Source organism: Burkholderia sp. ABCPW 11 (assembly GCF_001523445.1).
Lineage (GTDB): Bacteria > Pseudomonadota > Gammaproteobacteria > Burkholderiales > Burkholderiaceae > Burkholderia.
The window spans coordinates 251883-272908 of sequence record NZ_LOVM01000093.1 but is presented as its reverse complement, the minus strand read 5'-3'; the positions used below and the strand labels follow the sequence as shown (position 1 = coordinate 272908).

17 protein-coding genes and 3 tRNA genes are annotated in these 21026 nt (G+C 66.2%); 9 read left to right on the top strand and 11 right to left on the bottom strand.

Annotated elements, in window-relative coordinates:
* Positions 1–27: 27 nt before the first annotated feature.
* Positions 28–1965: a SurA N-terminal domain-containing protein gene (locus WS61_RS30245; protein WP_059506018.1), complete on the bottom strand. Its 1938-nt coding sequence runs from the start codon at positions 1963–1965 to the stop codon at positions 28–30.
* A 494-nt stretch (positions 1966–2459) separates the two neighbouring features.
* Between WS61_RS30245 and WS61_RS30240 the strand changes: the two genes are divergently transcribed.
* Positions 2460–3851, top strand: a complete 1392-nt coding sequence (locus tag WS61_RS30240) for a DUF1254 domain-containing protein (RefSeq protein ID WP_059506016.1) — start codon at positions 2460–2462, stop codon at positions 3849–3851.
* A gap of 226 nt (positions 3852–4077) precedes the next feature.
* Here WS61_RS30240 and WS61_RS30235 read toward each other — a convergent pair.
* The 6 genes from WS61_RS30235 to tig all read right to left on the bottom strand — a co-directional run bounded on the left by WS61_RS30235 (position 4078) and on the right by tig (position 10658).
* Positions 4078–4154: transfer RNA gene (locus WS61_RS30235), tRNA-Asp, on the bottom strand.
* Positions 4155–4177: 23 nt separating this feature from the next.
* A tRNA-Val gene (locus tag WS61_RS30230) sits at positions 4178–4253 on the bottom strand.
* Positions 4254–4460: 207 nt separating this feature from the next.
* Positions 4461–6884: an endopeptidase La gene (gene lon, locus WS61_RS30225; protein ID WP_059506015.1), complete on the bottom strand. Its 2424-nt coding sequence runs from the start codon at positions 6882–6884 to the stop codon at positions 4461–4463.
* A 197-nt stretch (positions 6885–7081) separates the two neighbouring features.
* Positions 7082–8353, bottom strand: coding sequence for an ATP-dependent Clp protease ATP-binding subunit ClpX (clpX, locus tag WS61_RS30220; RefSeq protein ID WP_006489345.1), 1272 nt, complete (start codon positions 8351–8353; stop codon positions 7082–7084).
* A gap of 164 nt (positions 8354–8517) precedes the next feature.
* Positions 8518–9171 (bottom strand): ATP-dependent Clp endopeptidase proteolytic subunit ClpP, encoded by a 654-nt coding sequence (clpP, locus tag WS61_RS30215; RefSeq protein ID WP_006496351.1) that lies wholly within the window; start codon positions 9169–9171, stop codon positions 8518–8520.
* A 140-nt stretch (positions 9172–9311) separates the two neighbouring features.
* Positions 9312–10658 carry a trigger factor gene (gene tig, locus WS61_RS30210; protein WP_059506012.1) on the bottom strand — a complete coding sequence of 449 codons (1347 nt, stop codon included), beginning with the start codon at positions 10656–10658 and terminating at the stop codon, positions 9312–9314.
* A gap of 391 nt (positions 10659–11049) precedes the next feature.
* Here tig and WS61_RS30205 point away from each other — a divergent pair, with 391 nt between their 5' ends.
* Together WS61_RS30205 and WS61_RS30200 are read left to right on the top strand one after the other, a co-directional pair.
* On the top strand, positions 11050–12195 hold the full coding sequence (locus WS61_RS30205) for a glycerate kinase (RefSeq protein WP_059506010.1): 1146 nt from the start codon (positions 11050–11052) through the stop codon (positions 12193–12195).
* A gap of 62 nt (positions 12196–12257) precedes the next feature.
* A complete protein-coding gene (locus WS61_RS30200) occupies positions 12258–12707 on the top strand; it encodes a MarR family winged helix-turn-helix transcriptional regulator (RefSeq protein ID WP_059506008.1) in 450 nt (149 codons plus the stop codon).
* 264 nt (positions 12708–12971) lie between these two features.
* Here the strand turns inward: WS61_RS30200 and WS61_RS30195 are convergent, their stop codons facing one another.
* Together WS61_RS30195 and WS61_RS30190 are read right to left on the bottom strand one after the other, a co-directional pair.
* Positions 12972–13970, bottom strand: coding sequence for a 2-dehydropantoate 2-reductase (locus tag WS61_RS30195; protein ID WP_059506007.1), 999 nt, complete (start codon positions 13968–13970; stop codon positions 12972–12974).
* 105 nt (positions 13971–14075) lie between these two features.
* Positions 14076–15227, bottom strand: coding sequence for a helix-turn-helix transcriptional regulator (locus tag WS61_RS30190; protein WP_059506005.1), 1152 nt, complete (start codon positions 15225–15227; stop codon positions 14076–14078).
* Between the two features lie 132 nt (positions 15228–15359).
* Here WS61_RS30190 and WS61_RS35345 point away from each other — a divergent pair, with 132 nt between their 5' ends.
* The 5 genes from WS61_RS35345 to WS61_RS30170 all read left to right on the top strand — a co-directional run bounded on the left by WS61_RS35345 (position 15360) and on the right by WS61_RS30170 (position 19272).
* On the top strand, positions 15360–15533 hold the full coding sequence (locus tag WS61_RS35345; RefSeq protein WP_179949340.1) for a hypothetical protein: 174 nt from the start codon (positions 15360–15362) through the stop codon (positions 15531–15533).
* Positions 15530–16576: a porin gene (locus WS61_RS30185; RefSeq protein ID WP_059506003.1), complete on the top strand. Its 1047-nt coding sequence runs from the start codon at positions 15530–15532 to the stop codon at positions 16574–16576. Before WS61_RS35345 ends, WS61_RS30185 begins: the two co-directional genes overlap by 4 nt.
* A 21-nt stretch (positions 16577–16597) precedes the next feature.
* Positions 16598–17806 (top strand): MFS transporter, encoded by a 1209-nt coding sequence (locus WS61_RS30180; protein ID WP_059506001.1) that lies wholly within the window; start codon positions 16598–16600, stop codon positions 17804–17806.
* 14 nt (positions 17807–17820) lie between these two features.
* Complete coding sequence (locus WS61_RS30175) at positions 17821–18930, top strand: class II histone deacetylase (RefSeq protein ID WP_059506000.1); 1110 nt, start codon at positions 17821–17823, stop codon at positions 18928–18930.
* Between the two features lie 111 nt (positions 18931–19041).
* The gene (locus WS61_RS30170; protein WP_059505998.1) at positions 19042–19272 is read left to right on the top strand and encodes a hypothetical protein; all 231 of its coding nucleotides are present in this window, start codon (positions 19042–19044) and stop codon (positions 19270–19272) included.
* Positions 19273–19376: 104 nt separating this feature from the next.
* On the opposite strand, the gene WS61_RS30165 is transcribed toward WS61_RS30170, so the two are convergent.
* Both WS61_RS30165 and WS61_RS30160 read right to left on the bottom strand, forming a co-directional pair.
* Positions 19377–19670, bottom strand: a complete 294-nt coding sequence (locus tag WS61_RS30165) for a hypothetical protein (protein WP_059505996.1) — start codon at positions 19668–19670, stop codon at positions 19377–19379.
* 183 nt (positions 19671–19853) lie between these two features.
* Positions 19854–19940, bottom strand: a tRNA-Leu gene (locus WS61_RS30160).
* Positions 19941–20186: 246 nt separating this feature from the next.
* Here WS61_RS30160 and hpnD point away from each other — a divergent pair.
* Positions 20187–21020: a presqualene diphosphate synthase HpnD gene (hpnD, locus tag WS61_RS30155; RefSeq protein WP_059506109.1), complete on the top strand. Its 834-nt coding sequence runs from the start codon at positions 20187–20189 to the stop codon at positions 21018–21020.
* Positions 21021–21026: the final 6 nt, after the last annotated feature.

The following is a 21026-nucleotide window of genomic DNA, read 5'->3' as shown; positions in this document are numbered from 1 at the left end:
TCTTGTTGGTTGCGGGCGAAACGATGCTCAGTTGTCGCCGTCCTGCTGCTGGCTGGCCGTCGTGCTGCCATACAGTTTCACCTTCGAGCGATCGCGCAGCGCCGCGAGATACGCTTCGCCTTCGCTCTGCGCATTGACCTGCGCCATCTGCTGCTGCGCGGCCGCCAGTTGCTGCGGATCGACCGCCGAACCGGGGATCACCGCGTTCACACGGTAGATCGCGTAGCCGTCCACGCCGAGGTCGACACCGACGTAAGCCGGCAGCGTCTTCGCATCGACCTTGTAGATGGCGCTCAGCGCAGCCGGCGTCAGGCCCTGCGATTGCGTGCGCGACACCTTCTGCGCGGCCGCGAACCCGTCGGTCGACTTCGACTTCTGCAGTTCGGCCAGCTTCGCCGCCCCGTCCTTCTTCGCGAGTTCCGCGGCCTGCTCGGCGATGACCTTCTGGCGCACGGCGTCCTTGATCGCGTCGAGCGCGGGCACGGCCGCCGGCTTGTAGTCGGTCACGCGCGCCGAGATCAGCGTGTTGTTGCCGACGTCGATCGCCTGCGTGTTGTTCTGGTTCTTCACGGCGTCGTTCGCGAACACGGCGGCCAGGAACTTCGGATTGTTCAACGGGCTCGTCGGCGGCAGTTGCGGATTCGGCGTCGGCGTGACGGTGGCCGTCTGGATCGTCAGCTTGTACTTGTCCGCGGCCGGCTGCAGCGTCTTCGCCTTTTCGTAGACGGTCGACGTGAAGCCTTCCGCGTTGTCCGAGAACGCTTTCGATGCGTACTGCTGCTTCAGGTCGGCCGCGATCTGGTCCTTCACTTCCGCGAACGGCTTGACGACGGCCGGCTTCACTTCGGTCGCCTTCAGGATATGGAAACCGAGATCCGACTGCACGATCCCGCTCACGTCGCCCTGCTTGAGCGAGAACGCGGCATCGTCGAACGCCTTGCCGCCCGCGGTCGAGCCGCGCGTGATGAAGCCGAGGTCGCCGCCCTTCGCTGCCGACGGCGCGTCCTGCGAGTTCTTCTGCGCGATCTGCGCGAATTGATCCGGATGTGCCTTCACGTCGGCGAGCAGTTGCTCGGCCTTCGCTTTTGCCGCCGCCTTGTCGGCCGCGCTGGCGCTGCCCGGCGCGGCGATGAAGATGTGGCTCACGCGCACCTGCGCTTCGGTCCGGAAGTGCGTCGGGTTGTCGTCGTAGAACTTCTTGATGTCCGCATCGGTCGGCTGCGCGCTTGCGGCCGCTGCGGCCGGCGAATAGACGAGGTACTGGATCGTCGCGGTTTCCGGCGTCGCGAAGCTCTGCTTGTGCGCGTCGTAGTACGCGGTGAGCTGTGCGTCGGTCGGCTGGACCTTCGCCGCGAAGTCGCTCGTCTTCAGCACGAGCGCCTGCACTTCACGCTGCTGCGCGGCGAGTTCGGACAGGTGTTGCGCGAGGCTCTTCGGCGTGAACGCGCTCGACACGATGCTCGCCGGAATCTGCTGCAGCGAGAGGCTGTAACGCACGCGCTCCTGGTACTGCTCGGGCGTCATCCCCTGGAACGACAGCAGTTGCGCATAGCGTTCGACGTCGATCGAACCGTCGGGCTTCTTCAGCGCCGCGATCATCGGGTCGCTCATCAGCGCGTCGCGCACGGCGTTGTCGGATGCGGTCAGGTGCAGGCGTTGCGTCTCGTCGGCCAGCACGCGTTGCTGGATCAGGCCGTCGAGCACCTGCTTGCGATGCTCGGGCGTGTCGAACATCTTGATGTCGAACTGCCCGCCGAGCGCCTGGCGCGCCTGATCGATCTGCTGGCGGAACGCGCCGTCGAATTCGACCCGCGTGATCTTGTGCCCGTTGACTGCTGCGACGTTCGCACTGTCGTCGAAGAAGCCGCGGAAGCCTTGGATTCCGACGAAACCCAGCCCCGGCAAGACGATCAGGAGCAGGAGCGCCATCATCAGGCGCTGGTGATTACGGAAGAAATCGAGCATGCGTGACGGGAAAATTGGACAAAACGTCCGATATTACAACATACGGGGTGGGACGGGCGAAAAGCGGCCCTCGCCCGCGTGGTCGGCACTCCGACCACGGCCGCGCGCACTCCCCGCTCACGGCGATTCGTTCGCGAAGCCGGCTTGCCGCACCGACGGCCGTCGAAGCACGATGCCCCGCGAGCGCATCCGTGGCCAGCGGCCGAGTGGAACGTGACGGGCAGAAAAAAGACCGGGACCGGCCGCGCTCCCGCGACCGGATCACCATCGGGATCGTGACAGCCAAGCCCGAGCCCGCCGACGGCATACCGCACGACGCCGATCGATCGACGCCTCGCCGACGCGTCATCGGACTTTGCATATCGAAAATCGTTCGTTCGTCGCGCATACCAAGCCGTATACGCTAATCGCGCCATGCAACCCGTGCCACGCTCGTCGGCCGAGCGACGAAGGGGCACGGCCTAATCGACCATTCAACCAAACCGACCCATTCGATGAGTTTTCTTCACCAGGCGCGCATCGTCGCATTGGCCGTCTCGCTCGGCCTTCTGGCGGGCTGCAACGGCGATAGCGTCGACCGCTCGAACGTTTCACCCGTCGCTACGGAGAACGCGGCAAACGGCGCGACGATATTCACGATTCCGCTGTACCAGTTCTACGCCACGCGACAGAGCTACATCGCTCAGGGCCTTGCGCCGAATACGTTTCTTCACAGTCGCCGGCTCTCCGATGCGTCATCCACCGCGGTGACGAAGCCCAATCACGACACGCTGTATTCCATCGCCATGCTGCAACTGGACGCGGGCCCCGTTCAAATCGATACGCCCTCGAGCGGTAGCCGTTACTTCTCCCTCGCGTTGATGGACGCCTATACGAACAACTTCGCGATTCGAGGCACGAGCGCCGACAACGGCGTTGCGAAGGTCTTTTGGGTCGTGGGGCCGCACTGGCAGGGAGAAGCGCCCGCAGGGGTCATCGTGCTCCGCTCGTCGACCAACGCGGTCTGGGCCCTGGCACGGACTTACGTGAGCGACGCGAGCGATTATCCGGCCGCGTGGGCGGTTCAGAACCAATTGGTGGCGTCGCAACCCGCTGGAACCGGCGGCACGACGTGGGACAGCGTGGACAAGCAAAAGCCGCCTGGTTATACCAACTGGCCATCGTATTTCCAGTACGTGAACCAGCTGTTGAAAAAGAGCCCGCCCACACCGCAGGACACGGCCGTGCTGGCGGCGCTCGACGCGATCGGCATCGGCCCGGCGCAGACCTTCGACCCGTCGTCTGCCGACATCGCGTCGATCAGCGCCGGCGCAACGCAGGCGTTGGCGAGCCTGACGACCGGCAGCAGAGCGCAGCAAGCGTCGACCCAGACGAGTACCGGCGTAAATGGCTGGACTGGCGGTCCGGCGGATGTCGGAAACTATGGAACCCACTACACGTTGCGGGCGAACGTTGCGCTGAACGGCCTCGGCGCGCTCCCCGGCAGCGAAGCGATCTATTACACCAGCACGGAAGCGGCGAACACGCCGGGTGCGAACTACGACGGCAACGGCGTCTATCAGATGACGTTTCCCGCCGGGCAGCTTCCGCCGGCACGCGCGTTCTGGTCATTGACGCTGTACGGCGGCACGAACCAGGCGCAGGCATTCTTCTATTCGAATCCCGATCAAGTCTACGCGCTGTCCTATCCGGCCTCGAACTTTCAGTTCGCCAGCGACGGCTCGCTCGTGCTCACCATCAGCCACGCGCGACCCGCCGGCGTACCGGCCAGCAATTGGTTGCCCGCTCCTGCCGGCGCGTTCAACCTGACGCTGCGCACGTACTTGCCCGATACGCCGCTCCTGAGCGGAACCTACAAACTGCCACCGGTGATACGCGTTCAATGAGGTGCCGTTTGCGCACGCCGGAAACAACCAGTGCTCCCGCGGCGTGAAATTCCGGCGGAACGGACGGGACGCGTGTCCGCAGGCCGCACGTGCGTGCGCATCGCTTCGCGTCCCGCCGGAAAACCGCGCAGGCGGTTTCCTTCCCTGCGCGATCGTTGCATCTACGCGGGCGGCACCGGAAGGCGCAAATGAAAAAGCCCGCACGAGGCGGGCTGTTTCATTTGTTTGGCGGAGCGGACGGGACTCGAACCCGCGACCCCCGGCGTGACAGGCCGGTATTCTAACCGACTGAACTACCGCTCCTTGGTCTGGCTGAATCGTGAAACTGGTGGGTGCTGAGGGGTTCGAACCCCCGACCTACGCCTTGTAAGGGCGCCGCTCTACCAGCTGAGCTAAGCACCCGTTTCCGATTCGTTCCGACTGCGATCTGCGTTTGCGCATCAACAATCAGCGAGCCCGCAAGTTTAATTCATCCCCGATCATTTTGCCAAGCCTGCGCGTGAATTTTTTTAACGCACGCGTTCGCACGATTCCGATCCATATAAAAAAACCCGCGGACACCGCCGCGGGTTTCGTGAACAACCGTCAGCAACGACGGTGCTCGGAGCCTCAGTGCTTGACGACTTCCGTCGAGCCGGCGTCCTTCGCCGACTCGCCGACCGGCGCCGCTGCCTTCGCTTCTTCTTCCGGCGGCAACGGAGTCGGCGAACGCTCGAGCGCGAGTTCCAGTACCTTGTCGATCCAGCGGACCGGCACGATCTCGATCGCGTTCTTCACGTTGTCCGGAATGTCCGCGAGATCCTTCACGTTCTCTTCCGGAATCAGCACGAGCTTGATACCGCCGCGGTGAGCCGCCAGCAGTTTCTCCTTCAGCCCGCCGATCGGCAGCACTTCGCCACGCAACGTGATTTCGCCCGTCATCGCGACGTCGGCCCGCACGGGAATACCCGTCAGCACCGATACCAGCGCGGTCGTCATCGCACCGCCGGCGGACGGACCGTCCTTCGGCGTCGCGCCCTCCGGCACGTGGATATGGATGTCCTGCTTCTCGAACGCTTCGTCCTTGATACCGAGACGACGCGAACGCGAGCGCACGACCGAACGTGCGGCCTCGACCGACTCCTTCATCACGTCGCCGAGCGAACCCGTACGGATCACGTTGCCCTTGCCCGGCATCACCGCGGCTTCGATCGTCAGCAAGTCGCCGCCGACTTCCGTCCACGCGAGGCCCGTCACCTGACCGACCTGGTTTTCCTTCGCCGCGAGGCCGAAGTCGTACTTGCGCACGCCGAGGAACGTATCGAGGTTCTCGCCGTCGACCTTGATCGCGCCCGATGCCTTCTTCAGCAGCAGCATCTTCACGACCTTGCGGCAGATCTTCGACACTTCCCGCTCGAGCGAACGCACACCGGCTTCGCGCGTGTAGTAGCGGATGATGTCGCGGATCGCCTGCTCGGTGACCTCGATCTCGCCTTCCTTCAGCCCGTTGTTCTTCTTCTGCTTCGGCAGCAGGTAACGCTGGGCAATGCTGACCTTCTCGTCTTCCGTGTAGCCCGACAGACGGATCACTTCCATCCGGTCGAGCAGCGGCGGCGGGATGTTCAGCGAGTTCGACGTCGCGACGAACATCACGTCCGACAGGTCGAAGTCGACCTCGATGTAGTGGTCGGCGAACGTGTGGTTCTGTTCCGGATCGAGCACTTCGAGCAGCGCCGACGACGGATCGCCGCGGAAATCCATGCCCATCTTGTCGACTTCGTCGAGCAGGAAGAGCGGATTGCGCACGCCGACCTTCGCGAGGCTTTGCAGGATCTTGCCCGGCATCGAACCGATGTACGTGCGGCGGTGGCCGCGGATCTCGGCTTCGTCACGCACGCCGCCGAGCGCCATCCGGACGAACTTGCGGTTCGTCGCACGGGCGATCGACTGGCCGAGCGAGGTCTTGCCGACGCCCGGAGGCCCGACGAGGCACAGGATCGGCGCCTTGACCTTGTCCACGCGCTGTTGCACCGCGAGATACTCGAGGATCCGTTCCTTGACCTTCTCGAGGCCGAAGTGATCCTCGTCGAGCACCTGCTCGGCGTTCGACAGGTCGTTGTTGACCTTGCTCTTCTTGCGCCACGGCAGGCCGATCAGCGTGTCGATGTAGTTGCGCACGACGGTGGCTTCCGCCGACATCGGCGACATCAGCTTCAGCTTCTTCAGCTCGGCATCGGCCTTCTTCTTGGCTTCCTTCGGCATGCGCGCGGCGTTGATGCGCTTCTCGAGTTCCTCGAGATCCGCGCCCTCCTCGCCTTCGCCCAGTTCCTTCTGGATCGCCTTGACCTGTTCGTTCAGGTAGTACTCGCGCTGGCTCTTTTCCATCTGGCGCTTCACGCGCCCGCGGATGCGCTTTTCGACCTGCAGGATGTCGATCTCGGCTTCGAGTTGCGCGAGCAGGTGCTCGAGACGCTCGATGACCGGGAACATTTCGAGAATGTGCTGCTTCTGGTCGAGCTTCAGCGGCAGGCGCTCGGCGATCATGTCGGCGAGGCGGCCCGCTTCGTCGATGCCCGACAGCGACGTGAGAATCTCCGGCGGGATCTTCTTGTTCAGCTTCACGTACTGGTCGAACTGCGACACGATCGCGCGACGCAGCGCTTCCGTCTCGGCGCTGTCGGCGTGGTCGGGCTCGAGCGGCATCACTTCGCAGGAGAACTGCGTCTCCTGTTCTTCGATGGACAACGCCTTCGCACGCTGCAGGCCCTCGACGAGCACCTTCACGGTGCCGTCCGGCAGCTTCAGCATCTGCAGGATGTTGGCGATACAACCGACCTCGTACATGTCCTTTTCGGTCGGTTCGTCCTTGGCCGCGGTTTTCTGGGCGACGAGCATGATGTGCTTGCCGCCTTCCATCGCTGCTTCGAGGGCCTTGATCGATTTCGGCCGGCCCACGAAGAGCGGAATGACCATGTGCGGGAAAACGACGACGTCCCGCAGCGGCAGCAGCGGGAGCGTGATGCGTTCCGGCGGGAGAAGTTGGGTGCCTGACATTTCATTTCCCCATGAGTGGAATCAATTGTTCGGTAATTGAGGCCGCCACAACGAATTGCAAGCCTTCAAGTGCGGGAAATATTCGGTAAGAAAGTAACCACCGCGTGTCGAGTCAGAGTTACCCACAAGATAAACGAAAAAAAGCCGCCCACGGACTCATGAACGGCCTTTTTCGCTGAACATCGTCGGCAAGCCGGTCAGTTCGAACCCGCCACCTTCGGCGTGTCCTCGTAGATCAGCAAGGGCTTGCCGTCCCCATCGATGACGTTCTCGTCGATGATGACCTTGCTGACCCCTTTCATCGTCGGCAGCTCGTACATCACGTCGAGCAACGCCTGTTCGATGATCGAACGCAAACCGCGCGCGCCGGTCTTGCGGCGGATCGCCTTGCGAGCGACCGCCTGCAACGCGCCCGGCCGGATTTCCAGCTCGACGCGCTCCATTGCGAACAGCTTGTGATACTGCTTGACGAGCGCATTCTTCGGCTCGACCAGGATCTTCATCAGCGCGGCTTCGTCGAGCTTGCCGAGCGTCGCGACCACCGGCAGGCGGCCGATCAATTCGGGGATCAGACCGAATTTGATCAGGTCTTCCGGCTCCGTTTCGCGCAGCACTTCGCCCGCGTCGCGCTCCTGCTTGCTCTTGACCGTCGCGCCGAAGCCGATGCCGGTTTTTTCGGTACGATCGGTGATCACCTTTTCGAGACCGTCGAACGCGCCGCCGCAGATGAACAGGATGTTGGTCGTGTCGACCTGGATGAAGTCCTGGTTCGGGTGCTTGCGGCCGCCCTGCGGCGGCACCGATGCCATCGTGCCCTCGACGAGCTTCAAGAGCGCCTGCTGGACGCCCTCGCCCGACACGTCGCGCGTGATCGACGGGTTGTCCGACTTGCGGCTGATCTTGTCGATTTCGTCGATGTAGACGATCCCGCGCTGGGCCTTGTCGACCTCGTAGTTGCAGTTCTGCAACAGCTTCTGGATGATGTTCTCGACGTCCTCGCCGACGTAGCCGGCTTCGGTCAGCGTCGTCGCGTCGGCGATCACGAACGGCACGTTGAGCAACCGCGCGAGCGTCTGTGCGAGCAGCGTCTTGCCGGAGCCCGTCGGGCCGATCAGCAGGATGTTGCTCTTCGACAGCTCGACGTCGTCCTTCTTGTCGAGATGCTTCAGGCGCTTGTAGTGGTTGTACACGGCCACCGCGAGGATCTTCTTCGCGCGCTCCTGGCCGATCACGTACTGATCGAGGATGTCGCGAATTTCCTGCGGGCTCGGCAAATCCGACCGGGACAGGCTGGCCTCGACGCCGGCGGCAGCCGCCTCGTCGCGAATGATTTCGTTGCAGAGATCGATACATTCATCGCAGATGAACACCGACGGGCCCGCGATGAGTTTTTTCACCTCATGCTGGCTTTTCCCGCAAAACGAGCAATACAACAGCTTCTCGCTGTTCGAACCTTTTTTGTCCGCCATGAATGTAGAGCCTCCGGACAGGTAAATGACATGATACGCCGATTGCTCCGGACGCCGCGCCTAGGGCGCGACCGGAGCCGGCTGGATGCGCTTGCCGCAGATGCTCAGGGCACTCGGGACATTGCGGGGGCGCCGCACGAATCGGGGCGGCACCCCGTTTAAGCTCACGGGCGCTTCAACAGCACCTGATCGATCAGCCCGTACGCCTTCGCGTCCTCGCTCGACATGAAGTTATCACGGTCGGTGTCGCGCGCGATGCGCTCGACGTCCTGGCCCGTGTGCTGCGCGAGCAGATTGTTCAACCGCTCCTTCAGGTAGAGGATTTCGCGCGCCTGGATCTCGATGTCGGACGCCTGGCCGCGCGCGCCGCCCAGCGGCTGGTGAATCATCACGCGCGAATTCGGCAGCGCGAAGCGCTTGCCCTTCGCACCCGACGCGAGCAGGAACGCACCCATGCTGGCCGCGAGACCCATGCACAGGGTCGACACGTCCGGCTTGATGAACTGCATCGTGTCGTAGATCGCCATCCCGGCCGACACCGAGCCGCCCGGGCTGTTGATGTAGAGGCTGATGTCCTTGTCGGGATTCTCGCTCTCGAGGAACAGCAATTGCGCAACCACGAGGTTGGCGGTCTGGTCGTTCACTTCGCCGACCATGAACACCAGGCGCTCCTTCAGGAGACGCGAATAGATATCGTACGAACGCTCGCCGCGGCCGCTCGTTTCGACGACGATCGGCACCAGCCCCAGCGCTTGCGCCTCGAAACCCTGCGGCGCGTTCGAAGCAAGCATGTCCAGCAATTCAGCGCGAGTGATCATTCAATGAACCTTGTTCGAATGGAAAATTGAACGGAAGGAAGCCGCCCGCTCAATCGCCATATTAATGGCAACCGTGCGCTTGACGTAAAAACGGCGTGCGGGCCGTCGCTCCGACAGCCGGCACGCCGCTAGAGCGACACTTACGCTTGCGCCGATGCGCTCGCGAGTGCCTCGAAGCTCACTTCCTTGTCCGTCACCTTTGCCTTGCCCAGCACGAAGTCGACGACGTTGCTTTCAACGACGAACGCTTCCATCTCGGCGAGGCGCTGCTGGTTGGAATAATACCAGCGGACCACTTCCTTCGGGTCTTCGTAGCTCTTCGCGAACTCGTCGACTTCCGCGCGGATCTGTTCCGGCTTCGCTTCGAGGCCGTTCGCCTTCACGAGTTCTGCCAGCACGAGGCCCAGCTTCACGCGACGCTCGGCCTGCTCGGCGAACATCTCGGCCGGAATCGGCGCGTCCTTCGCGTTCGGCACGCCGCGCTGCGCCAGATCCTGGCGAGCCATTTCGACGAGACGTTGCTGATCCTGCTCGATCAGCGCCTTCGGCACGTCCAGCTCCGAAATCTTCAGCAGCGCGTCCATCACCTGGTTCTTGACGATCGACTGCGTGCGGCGCTTCGCTTCGCGCTCGAGGTTTTCCTTGATCTCGGCGCGCATCTTCGTGAGGTCGCCGTCTTCGATGCCGAGCGACTTCGCGAATTCGGCGTCGATTTCCGGAAGGTGCGGCCACTCGATCTTCTTCATCGTGACCGTGAACTGCGCCGTTTTGCCGGCGACGTCCTTGCCGTGGTAGTCGTCCGGGAACTTGAGGTCGAACGTACGCTGTTCGCCGACCTTCAGGCCCAGCGCTGCCGTTTCGAATTCCGGCAGCATGCGGTCCTCGCCGAGCACGAACGGGAAATCTTCGGCCGTGCCGCCCTGGAACGCGACGTCGTCGATCTTGCCGACGAAGTCGACCGTCACGCGGTCGCCGTTCTTCGCCGCGGTGTCCGCGCCGCCGTCGCCATGCTCGCCGGCTTCGCCGCGTGCGTGGTAGTGCACGCGTTGCTTGCGCAGGATGTCCAGCGTGCGGTCGATTTCGGCGTCGCCGATCGACGTCGTCGAGCGCTCGACTTCAGCCGTCGCCAGATCGCCGATCTTCACTTCCGGGTAGACCTCGAACGTCGCGTCGAACGCGTACGCGTCTTCAGCCTGCTCCTGCTTCGGCTCGAAGCTCGGCTGGCCGGCCACACGCAGGTTTTCCGCGCGGCTGATCGTGAAGAATTCCTGGCCGATCTTGTCGCTCAGCACTTCCGCCTCGACCTGGCCCGAGTATTGTTGCGCGACCATCTTCACCGGCACCTTGCCCGGGCGGAAACCCGGCATGCGCACGGTCTTCGCGAGTTTCTGGATACGGGCGTCGATTTCCTTCTGCACGGTGTCTTTCGGCAGGGAAATCGTCACGCGGCGTTCAAGCTTGCCGAGGTTCTCAACAACGTTAGCCATGGCTTCAATCGTCCTAAAATTATTCGAGCGAATCGGGTTTTCCTTGCCGTGCCTGCCTGCGGCGTGGGGTGCATCGCATGCACCCGCCGCGCCGGAGCGCCACGCCATCCCTGCACGCGCCGAATGGCTAGCGCAAGCGGCTCGGAGCACGGCTTTGGCCGGAAGAATCGACTATTCTAGCAAACAATTTTCCTCATACCGCCAGATCGGCGCGACACGTGTGCGTCCCGCCCCATCGACGGCCCGCTGCACGACCATGCACGCGGATCGTCGCTATGCCGAACGGCGTATCCACCCTGGGCCCACCATCCTGTAAGCTCCGATAGCGTGTGAGCCACCTTCACGGCCCACCCGTTCATTCCTCATACCAAACACGCCTTCCGGAGACACCATGCCGCAACACCCGTCCGCGCCTGTCGTCGTCATCGCGCCCGATTCGTTCAAAGGCTCGCTTTCCGCCGAGCAGGTCGCGAACGCGATCGCCACCGGCATTCGCCGCGCCCGGCCCGACGCGGTCGTGCGCTGCTGCCCGATGGCCGACGGCGGCGAAGGCACGCTCGACGCGATGCTGGCCGGCGGCGGCACGCGGCGCACGCTGCAGGTGGCCGGCGCGTCGCTGGCGGCGCGCGACGCGGCGGTGGGCGTGATCGATGCGCGCACCGCGATCGTCGAGACGGCCGAGATCGTCGGGATTACCGACCCGGTCGGCATGAGCGTGCCGGTCGACGCGCGCAGCACGCGCGGGATGGGCGAGGCGATCCGCGCGCTGCTCGACGACGGCGTGCGCCGCTTCTTCGTCGCGCTCGGCGGCAGCAGCACCAACGACGCGGGCGCCGGGCTGCTCGCGGGCCTCGGCCTGCAGTGCTTCGACGCGGGCGGCCAGCCGGTCGAGCCCGTGCCGTTGCGGTTGGCCGACATCGCGCGCATCGACGCGTCGGGGCTCGATCCGCGCCTGAAGGAAACGGAATTCGTCGGCATGTCCGACGTCGACAACCCGCTGACGGGCGCGCATGGCGCCACCGCCGTGTTCGGTCCGCAAAAGGGCGTGACGGCGGCGCAGGTCGCGACCCTCGATACGGCCCTCGCCCACTTCGCCGACCTGCTCGAAGCCGCACTCGACCGCCGCGGCCGCGACCTGCCGGGCGCGGGCGCCGCGGGCGGCCTCGGTTTCGCGCTGCACATGCTCGGTGCACGCTTCGAGGCCGGCGCCGAAGTGGTGGCCCGCCAGGTCGGGCTCGACGCCGCCCTGGCCGGGGCCGACTGGCTGATCACCGGCGAAGGCCGCTCCGACGTGCAGACGCTGCACGGCAAGGCGCCGTTCATCGCGTGCCGGCACGCGCAGGCAGCCGGCGTGAGCGCATCGCTGCTGTCGGGCGCGGTCGACCCGGCCGCGCTGCCGCGCCTGTCCGAGCACTTTGCCGGCTGCTTTTCGCCGGCTCCCGGGCCGATCACGCTCGACGTCGCGATCCGCGACGCGGCCGACCTGCTCGCGAACGAAGCGGAACAGTTGACACGCCTGAAGTACGGTGCACACTGACCGTTGACCCGAGCGCGCGATACAGGAACAATCGGGCCCGCCCTTTTTCTTCAGGATTCGACATGAAAGGCCGCCAAGCCGGGCTCGATCAGTTTCTGACCTATCGCCTCCATGCGCTCACGAAGCGCTCCGACCGCGGGATCGGCGAGGTGTACCGGCACAAGCTCGACATCTCGCTGCCCGAGGCGCGCGTGATCGCCGCCGTCGGCGCGTTCGGCCCGTTCTCCATCATGGATCTCGCGCGCCACACCAATCTCGACAAGAGCCAGGCAAGCCGCGCGGCCGAAGCGCTGCTGCGGCAGGGGCTGCTCGAGCGCAGCGCGAGCGAGGAAGACGGCCGGATCGTGCTGATCGCGCTGACCACCGACGGCCGAGCGCTGCATCGCAAGATCATGCCGATCGTGCGCAAGTGGAACGACGGCCTGCTCGCGTGCCTGTCCGACAGCGAACGTCAGACGTTCGAGCGGCTGCTCGACAAGATCGTTGCGCACGCAGTCGAGCGCGACGACTGAGTAACCGGCTTCGAAGTCAAGCGCGATGAAGTGAATCGTCCCAAGGCGTGTCGGCCTCGCCGTCGCCGGTTCGCAAAGCGCAGCAGGCGGCATTGATCCGACGAATCGGATGGGCCGCCCGGGGCGCGTCATGTGCGATCCCGGCAGCTTGTCTGGGCGACACGTCCGAACGGCCCGTTTTGCACTGCGACGGCATCGCGCGAAGCGCGCGTGGTCGCGTTGCCGGCGTTGCCGACAGCCGCGAATCCGGTGGCTTCGTGCGCACTACAACCCGCTGTTCGTCGCGCGCTGACGCAACAATCCGAGCACCGCGTCGCAGTACGGCGTCGGCACGCCAAGCTTGCGGCCGAGTTCCGGAAACACGCCGAGGATCGGCCCGATCTCGAGCGAGCGCCCCGCCTCGAAATCCTGCAGCATCGACGTCTTGAACGCGCCGAGCTTGCGCGTGACCGCGATCCGCTCGGGGCCGCTCATCCCGGCGGACAAGCCGAGCCTCGCGCCGATCGCAGCCGCTTCCTCCATCATCCGCAGCGCGAGATCCTGCGTGAACGGATCGTCGAGCAACTGCTCGGCCGTCGACCCGGTCAACGCGCTCAGCGGGTTCATGTTCATGTTGCCCCACAGCTTCGTCCAGATCTCGGTCCGGATCGCGGGCGTCGTCTCGACGTCGAAACCGCCGGCCGCGAGCGCCGCGGCGAACCGCGCCGTAGCCCTGTCGAGCCGCGGATCGGGCGTGCCGACGATCAGCCGGTTGCCGCGCCCGCGCCGCACGACGCCCGGCGCGTCGGTACTCGACGACAGATGCACGACGCAGCCGATCGCCTGCGCGGGCGGCAACGCAGCCGACACCGCGCCGGCCGGATCGACCGCATCGAGCGGCACGCCGTCGATCACCCCTTCGAGCCCGTGCGTGAACCACCACGGCAGCCCGTTCATCGCCGCGACGATCACCGTATCCGGTCCGACCAGCGGCGCAATGCGCGCGGCCAGCGCCGGCAGCGCCTGTGCCTTCAGCGCGATCACCACGTAGTCCTGCACACCGAGCGCGGCCGCATCGTCGCTTGCGCGCACCGGCACCGACGCGATTGCGCCCGCCTCGTCGATCACGCGCACGCCGTGGGCATTCAGCGCATCGAGCGTCGCGCCGCGTGCGTACGCGCTCACGGTCATGCCGGCTCTCGACAACGCGGCCGCAAGCAATCCGCCGATCGCGCCGACCCCGACCACCGCCGCGCGCACCGACCCTGAATTCGTGTCGTTCATGATGGAATTCCGTCTCCCGGGAGCTGACGAGCATAACGCGCAATGGTTGCGGGCACAACCATTTGCGCGGCATACCGTGCATCGGGCGGCACGCGTTCGTGCACCTCAGCGCGGTATGCCGCCCGCCTCCACCGCTTCGTCGTCGATCGCGCTGCTGGTCGCGCCGAGCACGCCGGCGATCTGGCTCTTGTCGTGCATGCCGAGCTTGCGGTACGCGCAGCGCAGGTAGTGGCGCACGGTCGTCGGCGAGATCGCCATCTGCTGCGCGACTTCCTTGTGCGAACGCCCGGCGCCGTAATAACGGATCGCCGCGAGCTCGCGCGGGCTCAGCCGGTCGAGCAACGAGCGCGGCCGCGCCTCGATCTGGAACAGCCCCGCGACGGGTACGCACTGGATGCGCAGCGCGTCGCCGACGAACGGCCGGCCCGGCTGGCGCCGCAGATGCGCGACAAGCGGCTCCGGTACGCGCGCACCGGCCCAGGCCGGCCATTCGGTGCGCAGCACGTCGTCGAAATCGTGATCGGCATGGTGCAGCACACCGAAGTTGTCGCACAGCGCACGCGCCGCCGGCACGACCGTATCGGCGCGCTCGCGTTCGCGCGTGAGCTGCGCGGCACGGTTGATCGTCAATGCGGCCGCGAGATGCGGAATGACCTCCTCGAAACGATGTGCTTCGTCGTCGCTGAACGGCCGGTTCAGGCCCTGCCGGTAGATCGACACGAACGTCGTCAGGCCGAAGCGGCGATCGAGCGTACATACGAACATCAGTTGCGCGAGCCCGTACTTCACGCACCAGTCGCGAAACCGCGCATCGAGCCCCGGCTCGACGACCGACAGCCGCACCGCGCGGCCGTGCGCGCCGTGCAGCGTGCGGCGCGCGAGCGGGTCGCAATCGCGCACGCGCTTCCAGTCGATGAAGAACGCGTGCGGCAACCGGTACAAAAAGCTGTTGTGCATCACCGGGCCGGTCGGCACATGGGTCGCGACGCCCGTCCACGCGGCATCGAACGGAACGAGCGCCTGCAGCAGCGAAAAGAACCGGTATTCGAATTCGCCGATGGCGGACTGCGCGGCCACCGCGTACAGGTCGAGCAGCATCAGGCCGAGTTCGCGCTGCGCTGCGTCGCCACGCGTGACGCCATCGAAATCGGCGCGCCGGGACGGCAGCGGCGGCCACGCGAATTCGTCGAGCGCGATGGCGGCCGGCACGTCGCGCAGCGCGTCGAGGTCCTGCCCGATATCCGTCGTGATCCTCACCTTCCGCTCTCCTGTCCGGTCGGGCCGCCGATGTGCGCAACGATACCGGCCGATTATAGCGAGCGACTTTTTTGGCGGGCCACGGCGCCGAAACGCTCGCCAATCCCATCCATTTGAACGGTACACCGCACTTTGCTGCTGCGCAGCACGGCGCGCGACGGCATCGCGCGGCGTTCGCGCCGCGCACCGCGGGTTTTCCGCACCGTTCATCTGGACGACTGTTCGACGGTTTTCCCGCTGCGGACACTGCGTCGCGACCACACCAACGACGAACCGATGCAGGAAGGCATGGAGAACCCCACGTGACGACACCCCGCTTCATCCGCACGGCCACGGCCGCCGCGGCGCTTGCCGCATGCAGCGGCGCCGCGCACGCGCAGTCCGCCCTCACGCTGTACGGCGCGCTCGACGTCGGCGTGCAATATCTGACGCACGCCGACGGGCACCGTTCGGCCGTGCAGTTGCAGAACTACGGCATCCTGCCTTCGCAGTTCGGGATCAAGGGCCACGAGGATCTCGGCGGCGGCTGGCGGGCGCTGTTCAAACTCGAACAGGGCTTCAACGTCAACGACGGCACCCCGACCGCGCCCGGCTACGCGTTCTTCCGCGGGGCATACGCGGGCATCGCCGGACCGGTCGGCACCGTCACGCTCGGCCGCCAGTTCAGCGTGCTGTTCGACAAGACACTGTTCTACGACCCGCTCTGGTACGGGTCGTACAGCGGCCAGGGCGTGCTCGTGCCGATGAACGCGAACTTCATCGACCACTCGGTCAAATACCAGTCGCCGACGTTCGCCGGTTTCGACGTCGAAGCCCTCGCCGCGACCTCCGGCGTCGCGGGCAATACGCGCGCCGGACGCGTGCTCGAGCTCGGCGGCCAGTATGCGAGCAACGGCCTGTCGGTAAGCGCGGTGCTGCATCAGGCGCACGGCGACGTATCGGCGGCGGCCGACGCGTCCGCGCGGCGTCGCGAACTCGGCACGCTCACCGCACGTTATGCGTTCGCCACGCTGCCGCTCACCGTGTATGCGGGCGTCGAACGCCTGACCGGCGACCTCGACGCGGCCCGCACGATCGTCTGGGGCGGTGCGCGCTACCTGACGTCGAACGGGATCGGCCTGAACGCGGGCGTCTACCACACCGATGCGCGCACGCCGGCGATCGGCCACCCGACGTTGTTCATCGCGAGCACCACGTATGCGCTGTCCAAACGCACCGTCGCATACGTGAACCTCGGCTATGCGCGCAACAGCGGCCAGAGCTCGCAGACCGTCTACGAATACGACCCGACGCCGCTCGCCGGCGCGTCGCAGTTCGGCGCGATGGTCGGTATGTACCACCTGTTCTGATTCCCCCAACGAGATCCTGTCATGAAGACCCTGCCCCCGGATGTCGCCCCCTCGCACGACGGCCATGTGTCGACGTTCGCGCGCTCGACGCTCGTCGCGCTCGTCGTGTTCGCGGCCATCACGCCGCTGTTGCTGCTCGTGGCGCCCGCCGTCGCCGGTCAGCTCGCCACGCAGCTCGGCTTGTCCGCGTCGCAGATCGGCACCTACTTCTTCGTCGAACTCGGCGCGTTCAGCCTCGCGACCGTGCCGTCGTACCTGTGGCTCGGACGTGTCGACGCGCGTCGCGTCGCGGCGTTCGCCATCGCACTGTTCGGCGCGGGCAACCTGCTGACTGCGCTGTGGATGCCGGGGTTTGCCGCGCTGCTCGCGCTGCGCGCCGTCACCGCCCTCGGCGGCGGCTCGCTGATGGTGCTCTGCATGACGAGCGCGGCGACGAGCACGAACAGCGACCGCGTGTACGGCCTGTGGGTCGTCGGCCAGTTGATCGCGGGCGCGATCGGCCTGTTCGTGCTGCCGCACGTATTCGCCGCGTTCGGGCTACGTGCGCTGTACGTCGCGCTCGCCGTGCTCGCGCTGCTCGCGGCGCCGCTGTCGCGCGGCTTTCCGACGTCGCTCGGCACGCGAGCGGCGTCCGCGTACGCGGCGCGCGGCGACGCGCCGCCGACGCCGCGACGCTTCGTCGTACTCGCCATCGGCGCGGTGCTGACGTTCTATCTCGCGATCGGCAGCGTGTGGACGTTCGCGAGCCGTGCGGCGGCCGAGGCCGGGCTCGATCCGCAGTCGACCGGCAACGTGCTCGCGATCGCGAGCGTGATGGGGATCGCCGGCGCGGCGCTCGCGTCGTGCGCGGGCGGCCGGCTCGCGCGGCGCGCGATGCTGGCGACCGGCTATGCGCTGCTCGCGGCGTCGCTCGTCGCGCTCGCTGCGATGCGTGACACCGGCGGCTACGGCGCGGCGATCTTCGCGTTCAAGTTCGCGTGGACCTTCGTGCTGCCGTTCATTCTCGCGACGGTCGCGCAGATCGACACGTCGGGCCGCCTCGTCGCGACACTCAATTTCGTGATCGGCGCGGGGCTCGCCGCCGGCCCGCTGCTGGCCGGCCTGATGCTCGACGCCGGCGGCACGATGCGCGCGCTGTTCGCGGCCGCGACGGCCGTCGCGATCGTGTCGTTCACCGCGCTGCGCCACATCGATCGCCGCGCGCGCCCCTCCGCTTCCTCCCAACCGTGACAGGTCACGCATCCATGAATCGCACTGCCTTCTTCACCGACGAACGCACTTTCTGGCATACGGGCGGCACGCACGCGCTGTTCTTTCCGGTCGGCGGCTGGGTCCAGCCACCGTCGAGCGCGGGCTACGCGGAATCGCCCGATTCGAAGCGCCGCTTCCTGTCGCTCGTGCAGGCGTCGGGCCTGGCCGCGCAGCTCGACCTGCGCGGCGCCGAGCCCGCGACCACCGTCGACCTGCTGCGCATTCATCCGGCACACTATCTCGACGCATTCCGCGCGCTGAGCGACGCGAACGGCGGCGACCTCGGCGATCTCGCGCCATTCGGCAAGGGCAGCTACGAGATCGCCGCGCTGTCGGCCGGTCTCGCGATCGCGGCGGTCGATGCGGTCGTCGGCGAGCACGCGGCGAATGCGTTCTCGCTGTCGCGGCCGCCCGGCCATCACTGCCTGCGCGACCGCCCGATGGGCTTCTGCATGCTCGCGAACATCCCGATCGCGATCGAGGCTGCCCGTGCGAAGCACGGCATCGAGCGCGTCGCGGTGATCGACTGGGACGTGCATCACGGCAACGGCACACAGTCGATCTACTACGACGATCCGGATACGCTGACGATCTCGCTGCACCAGGACCGCTGCTTCCCGCCCGGCTATAGTGGCGCGGGCGATCGCGGCGAAGGCGCGGGCGTCGGCGCGAACCTGAACGTGCCGCTGCTCGCGGGCAGCGGCGACGATGCCTACCGGTATGCATTCGAGCGAATCGTGCTGCCGGCGCTGGCGCGTTTCCGCCCCGAGCTGATCGTCATCGCGAGCGGCCTCGATGCGAGCGCGGTCGATCCGCTCGCGCGCATGCAGCTGCATACCGACAGTTACCGGTTCATGACCCGCGCGGTGAAAGACGCCGCGCAACGCTATTGCGGCGGGCGGCTCGTGATCGTTCACGAAGGCGGCTATTCGGAGGCGTACGTCCCGTTCTGCGGGCTGGCGATCGTCGAGGAACTGGCCGGCGTGCGCACCGAGGTCGCCGATCCGATGCTCGACCTGGCGATCGCGCAGCAGCCGGGCGAGCGGTTCGTCGCGTTCCAGCGCGAACTGCTCGACGAACTGGCCGTGTCGTTCGGGTTGTAACGCGCGCTGACGAACGATACCGGGCCGGCATGCGCCGGCCCTTGCGCGATCGGTACGGATGGGGTTTCCTGTGTCTTTACTCCCGTTCCGGCCCGAGGCCGCACTCTTCCGATGAAATCGTCCCCGCGCGATAACAACGACACCACCAAAACGCGCCGCCAGCCGTCAAAACTGGCCCTGAACATCGCCGCCGTGACGGTCGGCCTCATCACGTTCGCGATCGGCGCGGCGTGGGTGATCTATAGCTGGATCGTCGATCGCGAAGCGCAGTATTTCGCGATTCCACTGGTGTTCTCGGTGCCGGTGATCGTGGCCGTCGCGATCCGCAGCTTCTGGGAATAGGCGCGCCGGAAACGACGAAGCGCCGCGGTCACGCGACGCGCGGCGCTTCGTATCGTGCGCGTTTCAACTGCAGCGGTGCGCTCCGCGATCCGCTTGCCAGCGAGTCACAGGCCGGGACGCGGGCACGGATTGGGGGCTGCGCCCTGATATCCGCCGGCGACGGCGCCCAGCGCGGCGGCGGCCAGGGACGTGCCGAGCGCTTTCAACACCCCCTCCGTCGACAACGGCTCGCCGCTCGACATCACACGCCCCGAATACGCGGAGCATGCGGACGACGATGCAACTGTCTTCACGGGCCTGGCACTCCACGCGATATTGTCGGCAGGCGTGTTGGCGAAGGCCGGCGCGGCCAGCATCAATGCCAGAACGGAAATCGGGATACGGACGGTGTGTTTCATCGGCGGGCCCCTCGGTGCGTTGTACTTCTTGTGCGAAAAGTGCGCACGATATTACACGCGACCGGTTTTTCGAGCGAGGTCCGATGCCGGGCGGCGAAATCGGCGTCAATAAAAAAGCGCTGCGGTCAGCCGACCGGCAGCGCTTTTTCGCGAACGGCCCCTGCCGGGGGCACGTTCGACTTCTGGTGCGTGAGGCCGGACTCGAACCGGCACACCCTTGCGGGCGTCAGGACCTAAACCTGGTGCGTCTACCAATTTCGCCACTCACGCGCATTTCCGTCGCCTGACCGCGCGGGACGCAAGATGCGTGCTCCACGCCCCCGGGACCGCTCGGGACACTTCAGCCGGCCCGAAAACCGGCACGCCCGATCAGGCGAGCGCGAGATTCTACCCGATCCGTGCGGCGTTGTCTCGCCCCGCCGGCACCTGTCGTGCCGCGGTGCTAGAATGCCGCGCTCGACGTTTCGGCAGCGCGCCGCCGCGCGTCCCCCGAACCCGCCCCATCCGATTGAGCCCGTGAACTTCGACGACTACTGTCAGCAAAAGGCCGCCCCCGCAGGCTCCAGCGTCTACTACGCGCTGCGTCAGGCGCCGCTCGCCACGCAGCCGCGCCTGACCGCGCTGTTCGCGCTGCGCCGCGAACTCGAGGAAACCGTCAAGGAAACCAGCGATCCGACCGTCGGACACACGAAGCTCGCGTGGTGGCACAAGGAACTCGCGGCGCTGGCCGACGGGCAACCGTCGCACCCCGTCACGAAGGCGCTCGCGCAGCATCACCCGGCGATCGCCGCCGAGGCCGATGCGCTGCGCACGCTCGTCAACGGTTACGGGATGGATCTCGAACAGGCGCGCTACCTCGATTTCGCGAACCTGCAGCGCTATATCGCGCAGGTCGGCGGCACCTTCGCGTCGCTGGTGGCGCGCGCCAGCTCGGCGCACCCGGCCGACCCGCAGCCGTGGGCCGCGGACGTCGGCCGCGCGCTGATGCTTGCGCAATTCGTGCAGGAGCTCGGCAACGACGCACGCCACGGCCGCATCTATCTGCCGATCGACGAACTGCAGCGCTACAACGTGACCGCGGCCGACCTGCTGAACCGCCGCTACAGCCCCGCGTTCACCGAATTGCTGCAATTCCAGACGACCCGCGCGCGCGAAGCGCTCGCGGCTGCCGATGCGGCGATTCCCGCCGCCGAACGCCGCGCGCAGCGCACGCTGCGCGCGCAGATCGCGCTGGCCGGCGCGCTGCTCGACGAAATCGCGCGCGACGGCTACCAGGTGCTGCATCAGCGCATCGCGCTGACGCCGATCCGCAAGCTGTGGATCGCGTGGCGCGCCGCGCGCCGCCGTTGAGCGGCG

Coding starts and splice junctions, on each gene's coding strand:
- WS61_RS30200 (WP_059506008.1), top strand. CDS start 12,258: ATGAAAGGCCGCCAAGCCGGGCTCGATCAGTTTCTGACCTATCGCCTC.
- lon (WP_059506015.1), bottom strand. CDS start 6,884: ATGTCAGGCACCCAACTTCTCCCGCCGGAACGCATCACGCTCCCGCTG.
- WS61_RS30240 (WP_059506016.1), top strand. CDS start 2,460: ATGAGTTTTCTTCACCAGGCGCGCATCGTCGCATTGGCCGTCTCGCTC.
- WS61_RS30170 (WP_059505998.1), top strand. CDS start 19,042: ATGAAATCGTCCCCGCGCGATAACAACGACACCACCAAAACGCGCCGC.
- WS61_RS30205 (WP_059506010.1), top strand. CDS start 11,050: ATGCCGCAACACCCGTCCGCGCCTGTCGTCGTCATCGCGCCCGATTCG.
- clpX (WP_006489345.1), bottom strand. CDS start 8,353: ATGGCGGACAAAAAAGGTTCGAACAGCGAGAAGCTGTTGTATTGCTCG.
- clpP (WP_006496351.1), bottom strand. CDS start 9,171: ATGATCACTCGCGCTGAATTGCTGGACATGCTTGCTTCGAACGCGCCG.
- WS61_RS30180 (WP_059506001.1), top strand. CDS start 16,598: ATGAAGACCCTGCCCCCGGATGTCGCCCCCTCGCACGACGGCCATGTG.
- WS61_RS30165 (WP_059505996.1), bottom strand. CDS start 19,670: ATGAAACACACCGTCCGTATCCCGATTTCCGTTCTGGCATTGATGCTG.
- WS61_RS30175 (WP_059506000.1), top strand. CDS start 17,821: ATGAATCGCACTGCCTTCTTCACCGACGAACGCACTTTCTGGCATACG.
- WS61_RS30195 (WP_059506007.1), bottom strand. CDS start 13,970: ATGAACGACACGAATTCAGGGTCGGTGCGCGCGGCGGTGGTCGGGGTC.
- tig (WP_059506012.1), bottom strand. CDS start 10,658: ATGGCTAACGTTGTTGAGAACCTCGGCAAGCTTGAACGCCGCGTGACG.
- WS61_RS30245 (WP_059506018.1), bottom strand. CDS start 1,965: ATGCTCGATTTCTTCCGTAATCACCAGCGCCTGATGATGGCGCTCCTG.